The following is a 13,276-nucleotide window of genomic DNA, read 5'->3' as shown; positions in this document are numbered from 1 at the left end:
CTAAATCTCATTTTTACGTGTCCACTTTTTAGACTAACCTCAATAGAAACCGTCTAAGGGACATTTTGCCATGGGCTGCTGTTCGAAATGTCCAATAAAATCCATTTAAAAGACATTTTGCCATCGAATGGTGCCAGAAATGTCTAATAAAAGCTATTTAAAATACACTTAGACATCCACAGTGCGAAATGTCTAAAAAGTCGTTTTAAAGACAGGACTGTCTGACCAGAAGGGGAAAAAAGTCTTTAATCCTCGTTCTTAGGAATTGTTTTTCAGTAGTCTCGAACCGTCCCCATGAACCATGTTACCCTCTTTTCTTTAAGCGTCCTACAAGAGGGACTACAATGATGCCTGCTATTACGACCTGCATGATGTTTCCAGGGATGGAGCCGAATGGCTGGATCCAGTTCCCGTAGAGGATGACTTCGGTGAAATAGTAGCCTACAACTTTTATGACTAGTGCAGCTACAACGGCCAGAGAATATACAAGTACTCTTTTTCCGGGTACCTTTTCGGCAATGAGACCGACTACAAAGCCCATTGTACCTACGATGACAAAGGTAAATGGTGACCATAATGCCCATCCTGAGACAATATCAAACAAACCCATACCAAACGCCCCAGCAATGGCTCCGGTTCTTTTACCGTAAACCAAGGCTGCGATAAAAAGAGGAACGTTACCCAAATGGATTAAACCACCGTTCCCCATGATTGGGAGCCTTAAGTTGATGAACATCGTGGCTACGAAGGTTAAGGCAATGAAAAGTGCACTGATGACAATGGCTTTTGTTTTTGTTGATTCTGTTGTTGAAAATGTCGTATTCATATTTAACCTCTTCTTTTCTAAAAAAGTATTAGATTTAAATATATACGTAAATCTATTTGAAGAAAAGATAATTTTTGTACATTTATAAACTTGGGTTGAAGAAAGGGGTTGCGGCTATTCCCATTTTTCTTGCACTTCCGTTTTTTTGATTTTTAATTACCTTAGTAAAAACCAAAATATGAGTAAAGTGTTCCTCCAACTCATTCAAAAATAAAAAAATGGGTTACCCATTTTTGGCACAAACGATGCCTGTCCATACAAAGGCAATTACTATTGCATATGATGAGATAGAAAGGTGGTGGAAAACTTATGAGTTATTCTAATGGTAATGGGTATGATTACTGCAATGGGTGTTATAAACAAAAACAGTTTTGCACATGCCCAACTTCCTATTCTTCAGACCTGGTTATTCCGGAAGAACCTTGTAACCAAACGTTTACTGAACATAATCCATCATGTCAATCGATTGGGGAACAGGAGCAACAGCAGAAACAAGAACAAGGTGGACTTGAACAAACGCAAGGTCCACAAACGCAAGGTCCTCAACTGCAAGATCAAATTCAAGAAGGTCAGAGGCAAGGACCTCAATCTCAAGAACAAACACAGGGTCCTCAAACGCAAGGTAACCAAACGGAAGATCAACACCAAACCCAAGGTTCACAGGTACAAGCCCAAACAGAAGATCAAGACCAGACCCAAGGTCCACAGCTCCAACTCCAAAGACATGGGGATCAAACGATGACCAACAACCAAACCATTTCCACTCCGATAGATGTGGATGGGGTCACCTTGAATGTAAAGTGTGGAGATTGCCAGCCTATTATTTTCCCGGATTTTGAATTCTTTAAGAAGCGTAAGAATAGAAAACGTTGCGAGAGGGGGTGTCATGTTATGGAAAATTGCGATTGCGGGCAGTGTAATGAAGATTCATGTTGCAATTGTTGCGTCCGAAATCTTGCTAATTTGTTAAATAGCGTTCGACAGCTACAAGCGACAGCTACAGTTTCCAATCCAATCGATATCTTTTTTAGCGTCAGCAGCACATTGTCCAATCCTGCCACAGGTCAAATTATCACGAACGTAGTGGATTGTTCTACTGTCAGCTTTAGAAGTCCTGCCACAGCAGTACCAAATACAAGAGTGCAATTATGTGATGTCGCAGGGTTTTGCGTTGCCAATACCTCCCCTGATGTCTTTCAATTTCTGCTGGATCAAATCAATGCTACGGCACCGGTCACTGAAGACGACGATTGCAGTAAGAATCAGCCGTGCATTTGTCCAAGCTGTGCCGAGGGAATTGGACAAGAGTTGATGTGTGCTGCCAGCTTCGGACTACAAGTCAATATATTTATCAGAGGGTTAGTAACCAATCCCACAACGCCACTCCCTAATTATGTATTAGCAGTAAGAGACTGCTTGGTATTCTTGGGTAATGCCCCGATCAATCCGACCGAGATTTGCGTCTTCTCTTTATGTGCCATCACTGGATTCACTGTTCCTCCGCAAACGATTCCTGCGCCAACGATCTAGTTTACAGTACAAACTGTTCCAAGGTTCTATTCATTCAATAGGTTGTTTTAAAAATGGATGTATATACTGATTGATTAGCCTGTACCAAGAGTTCAATAGGACATACATTGATAGTGTGAAAAGTTGAAAAATCAAGGAGGAAATTTTAAATGAATTTCATGTCGGAGGTAAAAAAGTGTAACTGCGGACAACAGGAACAATGCACATGCAAAAAGAGGCATATGGTCCATTCCGGAGAATGTGAACAGAAACACCATCATTATGCAATGGGGGAAATGCGGAACCACTGTAATCATCAACACGAAGTATGTCCGGAGAAGGTGAAAGGGTTTAATTTATGTCGTCGGAGAAATGAGCTACGATGCTTTAAACAATGTGAACCTATTTCTCAACCATGCGATGGTTTATTTTATAACTACTTTACCAGCAGAACTAATTTTGAATTTAGCGGATTAGTTGTTGTTACCAATACAGGGAATCCAACTAGCGGCTGTTCTATGCAAGTTCGTGTGACAGATCGAGCAGGGACAGCGGCAGTAGTCGCAACCGTCAGTCCAGGTGCATCCGTACCAATTTTTGTGGAAGGTTTAACCTCACTGGATATTGCATGTGTTCCAAATCCAATAGAACTACCAGTTCCATCCATTTGTAGTGGTGAAATCCGCTTCGATTTGGAATATTGTGCTGCAACAGTATGTTTTTAAAAGAGTAAGAGATTATCATTCTTTCTAACACGTATGTATTCATTATCCCCCTCTCCACCGAAAATGGATGTTTGTACTGATTAAATAGCCTGTACGATAATTGCCTATTAGACATATATAGAAAGTATGGGAATATCTAAGGAAAACTTAGAGGGGGAAAAATAATTGAATTCTATGTCGGAAGAAAAAAACTGTGACTGTAAGGAAAAAGAATGTTGCACTTGTAAAAAAAGTTATAGGGGCTATTCTAGAGAACCTATAAAGAAACACCATCATTATGAAGCTTGTGAAATACAAAAAAACTGTGAACGTGAAAAAGAAAAGTGTCATCATGAAAAAGAACATTGTGATCACAAAAAAGAAAAGTGCCATCATAAAAAAGAACATTGTGATCACGAAAAAGAAAAGTGTCCAGATACTGTAAAAGGGTTTAATTTGTGCAGGAGAAGAAATGAATTAAGATGCTTTAAACAATGTGAACCTGTTTCGCAACCATGTGATAATAAATATTATAACTATTTTACCAGTAGAACTAATTTTGAATTTAACGGATTAGTTGTCGTTACCAATACAGGGAACCCGACCAGCGGTTGTTCTATGAAGGTTAGTGTGTCAGACCGGGTTGGTTCTGATGTAGTCGCAACCGTCAGTCCAGGGGCATCCGTTCCCATTTTTGTGGAAGGTTTAACCATGCTGGATATTAAATGTGTTCCGAATGAATTAGAACTTCCGGTACCACCCATATGCAGTGGCGAAATCATTTTCGATTTAGAGTACTGTGCTTCAAGAGCATGTTTCTAAAGATTTGAACAGCCTAGATATAATGAAAAAGGAATGTATTATTTTTTTAAAAATGACAATTAAAAAAACTAGCCTTTTCACTTTTACCGGGTAGGTCAATCCTGGGTGTGGGTGGAAATAGAAATTCTATATTATAAAAGAAATGACCCAGTAAAGTGGACTGGGCCATTTCTTTTTGCTGAAATCTTTTTTCTCATGTAATCATGCAGCCAGTTTCTTTTCCATACGATCATTTGGTAAAAAGACCGCGATCAACGAGCCTGCAAGCGGGAGCAGCGAGAGAATGGTGAAAACGGTCGCGATCCCAAAGATGTCTGAGATGCCGCCCATAAACACTGATCCAATTCCACCAGCCCCTACACCGAAACCAATCGAAAGACCGGAGGCCAGACCAATGTTCTTCGGAAGCATGCGCTGCATGTAAACCACACTGACCGAGAAAGATGAAAGAACACTGAAACCAAACAAGAGCAATACGAGAACCGACAACACCCCATGTACATGTGGAAAAATAAGAGCAAACGGTGTTGCAAGCAGCATGGAACTGACCAGTAAACGTTTCATGCCAAGTTTGTCTGCCAGAACCCCGCCGACAAAAGTACCAAGTGCTCCTGCCCCGACAAAGACAAAGCTAAGAATCTCTGACTGTTGGATGGTGAGGTTGTGCAGGTAAAAAGGCAAAAAGACGACAACGCCAATTTGGCACCAGGAACGCAGGATGATAACACAAGAGAGCAGGGTAGCTCCCAGTAAATTGTTGTCTCCAGTTATTTGTTTCTTAGATTGAAGTTTAGTAGTCTCTAATTTTTCACGCAGCCAAGGCAGAATTTGGCCAGTTAATAGAAGCGATAGGAACGCTACTGGAATGAGCCATAGGAGTCCCTGAATCCCTGAGTGACTTACGTAGAGGGATACTAATAATGGCCCAAAGGCTTGCCCGGCATTTCCACCGACTTGGAAAATAGCTTGGGCGAGTGCTTTTTTAGATCCAGAAGCAAGGTGGGTTGCTCGGGAGGCTTCTGGATGGAACGCGCCCGATCCGAGACCGGAAATCGAAATAAACAAAAGCAGCCAAGGCAGAGATGGTGCGAGTCCTGTTAAAGCCAGCCCCATAATCGAACAGAACACTCCTGCCGGATACAGCCAGACACGAGGCTTACGGTCCGCGAACATGCCGAACAGAGGCTGGGAGATAGAGGATGTTAGGTATGACATTAAAACTACTAAAGTAGACTGGGTATAGTTTAGGTCAAATGCTTGTTTATAAAGCACAACCATTGCCGGAACCATACCTGTGGTCACTAAATCATTTAAAAAATGTGATCCGCTGAAGGTAAAAACACCCCGGCGAAAGATGGGTTCTTTTTCTTTCATTATGGGTTGTGATGCTGTTTCCAATGGTGTGCTCCTCCAATCGATTGCAAAGCGATATTTTGTGGTACAAATTTTTTCCTTTTTTAATAATATCTCAGCTTCATATAATTGTCACTTTTTCAAACCTTAATTTGTAAAAGCACTTTTTGGAAGGACAATTGGTGATTAATGAAAAAAAGATGGGTGTTCCCCGTAAAAAATAGGGGAACACCCATCAATTTTTTAGATTGGCAGATGATTCACTTCATGGGCAACGCGAATGCCTGATTCAATGGCACCCTGCATCCAACCGTGGGTAAGTGTCGTATGTTCTCCTGCAAAGTGAACTCTGCCTTCTGGAATTGTAATATAAGGAAACAATTCATTTTCCTGACCAGGCTCAAATGCTACAACCGCTCCGGTGGCATGGGGATTATCCACCCAGCTATAAGAAATACCAGAAACAAATTCGGAATAGACCTGGCTGCCGAAAATTTGAGCTAGGTTGTTTAAGGCATATTGAATACGCTCTGCGTCGGAAAGACCATTCCATGTCATCGCTTCATCCGCCCATGTATAGCTTGCGACCACAACAGCAGGTTCAGATGTGCCGATCCCGCGACTCGGGTAATAGGTGAACCGAATGGGCAGGTCCGTGATAGATTTACCGCCGTATTGGCCGTACCTCTCCCAAAAATGGCTCTTAAACTGAATTCCGATTTTTGTCGCGGCCATATAGTTGATTTCACGAATGGCTCTGTGCTTGTAATAAGAAAAAGAATGGTAGGGTTCAATGGTTACAAATCGCATAACAGAAAAGGGGATGGTAATGATGGCAAGGTCACTAGTGGTAGTCGAATTTTTAAATGTACGAGGATCAGTCGAATGGATAGTGACACCTTGGTTATGTTGGGCAATTTTAGTGATTCTTTGGTTGAACCTAATCTCCTCTTTTAATTGAGGCAAAAATGCCTTCGGAAGCAGATCCATTCCACCAGTGATTTCATAGAAACGATTAGTTGAAAGGCCCGACGTTTCGCGCAAAACTTCAAGAAACGACATCCCCATAAAAGCTTCGTAGTCGAGAAGGACATCAATCATATCAATGGCACCATCTGAAAAAGTCGTTCCGTATTGATCATGAAACGAATTCAAGAACGTACCCAGTGACTGGTTTTTAAATTCTTTTTCGATAAGCGGCCAATGTCTCTCCGGGTCCTTATTAATAAATTGCACAACCGGATCTGTAGCTAATTTCCATAGTTCTTCTGCGCTCTTGCCTCTTTCATTCGGCCGGACAGGAAAGTTTAGAATTTCAGGATTTTTTTCAAATATGCTGAGACGGGTCATTACCCCATTTACATAAAGAATGTCTGCGGGAGTCCGGTTGATAAAAGGATTTACGGGCAACCCAAATTTTTTAATATACTCTAGAGTCAATAAATGGGTATCAGGAATACGCATAGGGCCGGCGTTTAAATAAAGTCCATTGCTGAATGGGCTGCGAATCGTATAAATACGGCCGCCCACCATGCTGTTGGCTTCTAAAATAGTAACTTTGTGCCCCGCCTCTTTCAAAAGGGAGGCTGCCACAAGCCCTGCAATGCCCGCACCGACCACGGTAATCTGCTTAGGAGTTTGTGTTTTATCAAGCCCATTCCTAATCATGTGAATCATTTGTTGGGGTGATATTGTCATTGGTCCATTCATATTTATTGGCATCTCACTACCTCGTTTAAATAAGGATTAATACATTTTATTCACTGGTTGAGATGTCTATGTGTGATGCATGGGGCCGGTTCTGATGCATCAATTATTTATGTATTTAAACTAAAAGAGAGGGTGCCTCTTCTTGTATTGATCCGCAAATATAACAGGAAGATTCGCAAATAAAAGGAGGAGATTCGCAAATATATAGCTGATTTGCGCAAATAACTTGAAGAGGCAGCCGCAACTTGTTTAGATCCGCAAATATAACAGGGGGATTCGCAAATAAAAAGGGGAATTTCGCAATTATTCTGCTCGGATTCGCAAATATTTTGTTTGAAATCGAAAATTAGGTTCAAAAAAAATGAGGAACATCACTCAGATGTTTCTCATTTTTTAAAGTTTTTTGGCGCGGTGCAAACAAGATCACGGTAGCTCCAAATAAGCAGATACCAGCACCGATCCAGTCATATAAGTCAGGTGTTTTTCGATCAATTCCCCATCCCCATAAGATAGACAGAACGATAAATACTCCTCCATAGGCAGCATATACTCTGCCGAAGGATGGGAAGGATTGAAATGTTGCTATGACACCATACAATGCCAGGATAAGCCCTCCGAAGATCCCCCAATACAATGGTTTCCCTTCTCTTAACCATAGCCAAACCAGATAACCGCCGCCAATTTCGGCAAGCCCTGCAAGTATAAATATTACGATTGATTTAATCAAATGACATACACCTTTCAAAAGCCTATCTAATTGGAATTATATTTTTCAAATAAGTTTGGGTCAAATCACAAACTGGTGTACTTCGGCAAAAGCAGCTTGGAAATCAGTCTGGTGAGTTGCTTTTATCTTCATTTTGATTATCACTGGTCCCGTCCAAAAAACGTTCAAGAGCTTCTTTATTTTTCACGAAATCTACTTCCAATACATCACCGAGCTCATCATCCCGTTTATTTTGAAAACTGCCATCCTCAGGAATGCGTAAAGTTTCAATCTCGCTGTTCTTTCTCGTAAGTATGTCTTTTCCAATTTCAATAAGGGTTGAACTGTTCATATTTGTCTCTAAATATTTATTCAAAAGACCGATTAGCTCTGGGAGTTTTAACACACTTTTAGGACCTAACGCTTCTTCCTTTAATTTTGAAATCACTTCCTGCTGCCTTTGAATCCGTCCGAAATCACTTAAACGATCATGTCGAAACCTAACATAGCCTAACAGCTCTTTACCATGGAGCCGCTGCTTGCCTTCTTCTAACGTCATGCCAATTCCATAAGACATCTCATACGGTATGTCCACTTCGATTCCCTTTGGAACAAGCAGGTCGACCGCTTTTTCGAAACCTTTAAAATCGATGATCGCATAATAGTGAATATCGAGTCCGAAATTTTCTTTGATCGTTTTACTTAGCAAATCAGTACCGCCAAAAGCGTAGGCGGCATTTAGTTTTTGCTGTCCATGATTGGGTACGGAAACAAGCATATCGCGCATTAAGGAAATCAGTTTAAATTGATGTGTTTTTGAATCGTAATGGGCGATCATAATGGTATCTGTTCGGGATTGTTTTTCTCCCCGTGAGTCACTTCCTAATAAAAGCACATTGACCTCATCGAGGTTACTCTTTGCATCTTGAATTGTATGTTTTCCCTCCACTTTTTTAAGCGGTGGGTTAATCGTTTTAATTTTTCCTTCTATGTATTGAAAAATGGTAAAGAGACCAACTGTGACAATACCAATTACAAGTAGGGCGGCAAAAACTCTGCCCCATCTTATTTTAATTCTTTTCTTTTTCTTTCGTGTCAAAACTTGCACCACCTAGGCTGAAATAATACTATCATCAATGGTTTATTTTATACTATTAAGCTCCCATATAGGAATAATTTAGAAAGCTCTGAAGTAATGATTATCCCATAAATAATTTTCAACTATTTAACTATCAGGTTACATTTATTTTTCATTTCTAATTAATATAGTACAAAAACAGGTATGACTAATTAGTAGTCATACCTTCCAAACTGTCCCTGTGTATCGTTAAAAGATTTCTTTAATGAAAATAAAATTCTTAAGAAGTTCTCTTTCATTGATGGATATCCGATTCGCCAAATCTTTCGTTCTCAAGACAAATTCTTTAACTCCGATAAATTCTGATTCACTAATCAAGTAAAAGTGAGTTCCTTTTTTATATCCATTAAACTGTCTTTTTAATCTATATACCTTCATTCAATAACCTCTAGTTTATTTTTTAACTATTCCTGAATTTACGCTAATTATAGTTCCTTAGATGTCAGCGGCAAGAACAGTTTAATCCCTCGCTTGTTAAATGGCAAGATTTTTAAATCAGCGATCAGGTGACTGATGTAACCAGCTAAACAGGTATAGAAAACACCGAGAATTCCAAGTGAAGATTCTAAATGGAAAGCAATGATCCCGAAGAAAACAACGCCTAAGATGGAATGAGTATAACTCCGATGAGAAGTCAAGGAAGCAACGATAAAGTAAATTCCTAATAGGATGATCCAAAGCTCCCCTAAAGATAACCCTCCAAGCAGAACAGCAATTCCCGAAATGGTTAACATATGTTTTTGCTTAATGAGGGAAGCAACCAAAACAATCAAAAGCCCGATTCCGACCCCCATCCATCGTTCTGCCGCCAGTTTCTCCAAGACACTATAGAAAATCATCAGCAATCCAATGATCATCGCAGCTAGCCGAACCATCTTATGCGATAGTGTAATTTTTCCACGAAGCTTCCCGTCAATATCCAAATCAGGCATCAATCCTGACACGGCTCCTAATCCGACAAACAAGAGTGTCGCAGAAGGAGACGTCTGATAGGTATTAGCCACAATATATCCTGTTGCTGATCCAATTACTGCATGTGCTGTACCATTCAATTTCATTCCACCTCAAAAATTATTAATCTAGTCAAACAGAAACAGATATTCCTATTCTACACCAAAACATCTGTTCTGTTTACAGATAAATAATTTATGAATAAATACGTTAGGCGGCGTAGTATTAGCTAGCGACGATTTTTTAAAAATTTGATTCAAAAATTTGGACAAATTAACGTGTCCCTCTGCTGTTTATATGAATAAGCTATTATAGTTTGATAGGAAAGGAGTGATATTGATATCTATGAGCAACAACACTAAAAAGTTTACTGCCGTATTAAGGCAGGAATTTTCTTTTTATGCGAACGAGGAAGTCCTTGACTCGGTTTTAGATGATATTGCGGATCAAGGAGTAACGATAGTTGCATTTACCATTACAAAGTTGGACATGGGCAGGGTGAACTTTGTCCGAATGGTTGTCGGTCCTGATAATTCAAATAGTTCCCGTGCTAACCAGATCGCGCGGGACGCTCTTCGCCGAGCAGGTGTACGGTTCCGTCAAGAAGAAGTTATCCAGATCATTGTTTCACCTGCTCCGGGAATCTTAAGAAACGTGTTACGAGCTTTGTCCCCTCGGGTAGTAGTGTTCGCTGCGTACAGTGGAATAAATTCCATCATCCTGAACGTCTCCGATATCCCAACTGCTCTACAATTGTTAAGGCAAAATAACATTATAGCTTAAGAGTTTTACCTTTTAATGTCTAATTGTGAAAGCAATTAGGCATTTTAATGTCAGGTTCAATATAAACTGATGAAGACCAAACGATTCGAAGTGCCCTTCATGAAGTACATTGGTTATATAAATCTGGTACAATTCAGTTAGATTCGATTGATTATATACGAGGAGATATTACAATGCAAACCATACATAAAATAGGCAATTCATTTTGGTATATGACAGCTGTTTCGGATACAGATCGACCGATTTTAGGGATGGTCGTGGGAAAAGAAAAAAGATTAATGATTGATGCTGGGAATTCGGAAGCACATGCTCAATTATTTTTAAAAATGCTGGAGGAACAAAATATCGGCCGTCCTGATATGGTTGTGTTAACCCATTGGCATTGGGACCATATTTTTGGACTTTCGGCATTAAAGGATAGTGTATCGATTTCTTCTAAAGCAACAAAATTAGAAATAGAAAAACTAATGCCTTTAGCATGGTCGGATGAGGCTTTAGATGAGCGGGTGAAGGAAGGCACAGAAATTCAATTTTGTGCCAGCTGCATTAAAAACGAGTTTGCAGATCATAGGAATATAGATATCACATTGCCACAAGTCGTTTTTGACAACGAGCTCGAAATCGATCTTGGCGGGGTAACTTGTGTATTGAAGCATGTCGGAGGGGACCATGCTTCTGATTCTGTTGTCATCTATATGAAAGAAGAGAAGATATTGTTTTTAGGTGATAGCATTTATCCTGATATATTTTCTCCCAAACGGAACTATACAACCAAACGAACAAAGGAACTAGCGGCAATCCTGGAACAGTTTGATGCAGAGACCTATATCCTTTCCCACTGGAAACCAATATCGCGGACTGAGTTTAACAACGAAATGCAACTGTTAAAGACAGTGGCCGATTACACAGAAAAATATAATGGTGATGCAGAACAAATTAAATCGGAATATGTACGAGAGTTCAATCGAGATTTAAACGAAGACGAATCTGAAACGATCGATTATTTTGTGAACGGATATGAACTAAAACGATAAATTTTCACTCAATCTCGTGAACTCAAATGCTTAAGATTCTCGTAATGTTCATTAAACACTTTAAAAAGTCTTTCATCCCCGCCGCGGTCGGGATGGAGGGCTTTTAGCAGTTTCTTAAATTCTTTTTTCATTTGATGGCTGCTAGAGTCTTGATTTAATCCCAATAACTCACCGTAGTGAAAAGTACTGGGTTCGGTGACTTCAATCTGTGTGTTTAGCATTTTTTTTAAGGTGCGTACCTTTGATTGTTCAATATGTATTCGGGTATTTAATATCTCTATTTGTTCCGTAAGACCACGTTTTTCTTGAAGTGACTCTTCTAATTGTGCAGTAAGTTGAGAGGCATGCGTTTGGATGATAAATTCAATTAGATCCTTAACATTGATTTTGTAGGTAGTTGTTCTTCTTTTGTTTATCTCGGCCTTCATTTTGCCTTTCTTAATCCACGCCATTACGTCATCGTCACTGGCTGCTATGCCAGCCGAGGTTAATTGCTCAACCGCTTCTTTTATATTCAGCATCATTTTTCACTCGCTTTTTTTAAAATCTAGCATTCTGTATTACAGATAGAACCATCATATCACTGAATTTTTTCAGAAAAAGAACAGGAGTGTGACATTAAATTAAAGTCTCTTTACATTGAGACATTTTTAATAAAAAGGATGCTCAAAAGGTACGAACATCCTAAATTTTATGAACAGCTGCGTTATTTATGAATAAAAACCTGCGTGCCAATTGGGACTAAAGATGACAATTCTAGAACATCGTGATTAAACATTCTAATACAACCATGGGAGACGTTCTTACCGATAGAAGATGGATTATTTGTTCCATGTATACCGTAATGAGGTCTTGACAATCCCATCCAAAGGACCCCGAATGGTCCGCCGGGATGAGGATCTTTGTTAGTAATCGAGTATGTTCCGGTAGGAGTTGGTGTCAATATTTTTCCAACTGCAATGGGGTAAGTTTTTAAAAGCTTATGACGATCAAAGAGTTTTAATTGGTGTTTTGATGTTGATACATCAATCCATTTCGCCATCTGAATCAACTCCATTTTTTGAATAGTGTATTAAATAAAACATGCAAATGTTCATTAACAAGAATTAGTGGACAGTTATTTTTACTTGCGAAACCAATTAATCTATTAATTTTAAACGTGTTTTGGAAACATTCTTTAAACCATCACCGTAAAATAGGCTCTTGATTTAGTGACAGCGACCTATTAGTAATCATAATTTGTTGAAGAGAGTACACTTTGAATCTAATGTTTGATTTACACAAAAATAATCATACAACTCTCGATATTTGATTAAATACAAAGGGGAGGACAAAATGCAGAATTTTCAAAATGAATTACAAGGGTTGGGAATCGATCCTTATCAAACTAGTCAGCTAGTTACAATGGATCCACAGAGCCAGGATCCGCGCCTGTTTGGTATGCGCTGTGGCGGCTTTCGTTGCGGCGGCTTTGGTCGTTGCGGAGGCTTTGGTCGTTGCGGCGGCTTTGGATTTCGTTGTGGAGGCTTTGGTTTCGGTTGCGGTGGCTGTTTCGGTTGCGGCGGCTGCGGCGGCTGCGGCGGCTGTTTCGGCTTCGGGTTTGGTTGTTTTGGCTGTGTTGGCATTGGTTTCGGTTTTATTTAATTGGTTTGGCTTTTGGCGATCACCGAAAAAAATATTTTCTTATGAAAAAAGGTGCCCCTGCACGGACTTGTGCCGTCAGGGCACTTCTTTACTATG

16 protein-coding genes are annotated in these 13,276 nt (G+C 39.9%); 6 read left to right on the top strand and 10 right to left on the bottom strand.

What is annotated here, in order from left to right; translation table 11 throughout:
* Positions 1–304: 304 nt before the first annotated feature.
* Both KHB02_RS19690 and KHB02_RS19685 read right to left on the bottom strand, forming a co-directional pair.
* Positions 305–826, bottom strand: a complete 522-nt coding sequence (locus KHB02_RS19690; RefSeq protein WP_213145594.1) for an ECF transporter S component — start codon at positions 824–826, stop codon at positions 305–307.
* A gap of 436 nt (positions 827–1,262) precedes the next feature.
* A complete protein-coding gene (locus KHB02_RS19685) occupies positions 1,263–1,532 on the bottom strand; it encodes a hypothetical protein (RefSeq protein WP_241113982.1) in 270 nt (89 codons plus the stop codon).
* A gap of 257 nt (positions 1,533–1,789) precedes the next feature.
* Here KHB02_RS19685 and KHB02_RS19680 point away from each other — a divergent pair, with 257 nt between their 5' ends.
* The 3 genes from KHB02_RS19680 to KHB02_RS19670 all read left to right on the top strand — a co-directional run bounded on the left by KHB02_RS19680 (position 1,790) and on the right by KHB02_RS19670 (position 3,861).
* A complete protein-coding gene (locus tag KHB02_RS19680) occupies positions 1,790–2,356 on the top strand; it encodes a hypothetical protein (RefSeq protein ID WP_241113981.1) in 567 nt (188 codons plus the stop codon).
* A gap of 149 nt (positions 2,357–2,505) precedes the next feature.
* Positions 2,506–3,060, top strand: coding sequence for an S-Ena type endospore appendage (locus KHB02_RS19675; protein ID WP_213145596.1), 555 nt, complete (start codon positions 2,506–2,508; stop codon positions 3,058–3,060).
* A 174-nt stretch (positions 3,061–3,234) separates the two neighbouring features.
* The gene (locus KHB02_RS19670; RefSeq protein WP_338088312.1) at positions 3,235–3,861 is read left to right on the top strand and encodes an S-Ena type endospore appendage; all 627 of its coding nucleotides are present in this window, start codon (positions 3,235–3,237) and stop codon (positions 3,859–3,861) included.
* A gap of 201 nt (positions 3,862–4,062) precedes the next feature.
* On the opposite strand, the gene KHB02_RS19665 is transcribed toward KHB02_RS19670, so the two are convergent.
* The 6 genes from KHB02_RS19665 to KHB02_RS19640 all read right to left on the bottom strand — a co-directional run bounded on the left by KHB02_RS19665 (position 4,063) and on the right by KHB02_RS19640 (position 9,820).
* Positions 4,063–5,235, bottom strand: coding sequence for an MFS transporter (locus tag KHB02_RS19665; RefSeq protein WP_213146042.1), 1,173 nt, complete (start codon positions 5,233–5,235; stop codon positions 4,063–4,065).
* Between the two features lie 222 nt (positions 5,236–5,457).
* Positions 5,458–6,936 carry a flavin monoamine oxidase family protein gene (locus KHB02_RS19660; protein ID WP_420848102.1) on the bottom strand — a complete coding sequence of 493 codons (1,479 nt, stop codon included), beginning with the start codon at positions 6,934–6,936 and terminating at the stop codon, positions 5,458–5,460.
* A gap of 340 nt (positions 6,937–7,276) precedes the next feature.
* Positions 7,277–7,651 (bottom strand): YnfA family protein, encoded by a 375-nt coding sequence (locus KHB02_RS19655; RefSeq protein ID WP_213145598.1) that lies wholly within the window; start codon positions 7,649–7,651, stop codon positions 7,277–7,279.
* Between the two features lie 103 nt (positions 7,652–7,754).
* Positions 7,755–8,729, bottom strand: a complete 975-nt coding sequence (locus KHB02_RS19650; protein ID WP_241113980.1) for an LCP family protein — start codon at positions 8,727–8,729, stop codon at positions 7,755–7,757.
* Positions 8,730–8,957: 228 nt separating this feature from the next.
* Positions 8,958–9,146 carry a hypothetical protein gene (locus KHB02_RS19645; protein WP_213145600.1) on the bottom strand — a complete coding sequence of 63 codons (189 nt, stop codon included), beginning with the start codon at positions 9,144–9,146 and terminating at the stop codon, positions 8,958–8,960.
* Positions 9,147–9,193: 47 nt separating this feature from the next.
* Positions 9,194–9,820 carry a metal-dependent hydrolase gene (locus tag KHB02_RS19640; RefSeq protein ID WP_213145601.1) on the bottom strand — a complete coding sequence of 209 codons (627 nt, stop codon included), beginning with the start codon at positions 9,818–9,820 and terminating at the stop codon, positions 9,194–9,196.
* Positions 9,821–10,064: 244 nt separating this feature from the next.
* Here KHB02_RS19640 and KHB02_RS19635 point away from each other — a divergent pair, with 244 nt between their 5' ends.
* Both KHB02_RS19635 and KHB02_RS19630 read left to right on the top strand, forming a co-directional pair.
* Positions 10,065–10,502 (top strand): hypothetical protein, encoded by a 438-nt coding sequence (locus KHB02_RS19635; RefSeq protein WP_213145602.1) that lies wholly within the window; start codon positions 10,065–10,067, stop codon positions 10,500–10,502.
* Between the two features lie 173 nt (positions 10,503–10,675).
* Positions 10,676–11,536, top strand: a complete 861-nt coding sequence (locus KHB02_RS19630; RefSeq protein ID WP_213145603.1) for an MBL fold metallo-hydrolase — start codon at positions 10,676–10,678, stop codon at positions 11,534–11,536.
* Positions 11,537–11,544: 8 nt separating this feature from the next.
* On the opposite strand, the gene KHB02_RS19625 is transcribed toward KHB02_RS19630, so the two are convergent.
* Positions 11,545–12,060, bottom strand: coding sequence for a J domain-containing protein (locus KHB02_RS19625; protein WP_241113979.1), 516 nt, complete (start codon positions 12,058–12,060; stop codon positions 11,545–11,547).
* Between the two features lie 182 nt (positions 12,061–12,242).
* Positions 12,243–12,578 carry a L,D-transpeptidase gene (locus KHB02_RS19620; RefSeq protein ID WP_213145604.1) on the bottom strand — a complete coding sequence of 112 codons (336 nt, stop codon included), beginning with the start codon at positions 12,576–12,578 and terminating at the stop codon, positions 12,243–12,245.
* A 293-nt stretch (positions 12,579–12,871) separates the two neighbouring features.
* On the opposite strand from KHB02_RS19620, the gene KHB02_RS19615 reads away from it, so the two are divergent.
* Entirely contained in the window at positions 12,872–13,180 is a 309-nt protein-coding gene (locus KHB02_RS19615; protein WP_213145605.1) for a heterocycloanthracin/sonorensin family bacteriocin, read from the top strand.
* The last annotated feature ends 96 nt before the right edge of the window (positions 13,181–13,276 follow it).

The sequence above is a fragment of the Neobacillus citreus genome, assembly GCF_018343545.2.
Classification (GTDB): domain Bacteria; phylum Bacillota; class Bacilli; order Bacillales; family Cytobacillaceae; genus Neobacillus; species Neobacillus citreus.
This window is presented reverse-complemented; position numbering and strand designations above follow the sequence as displayed.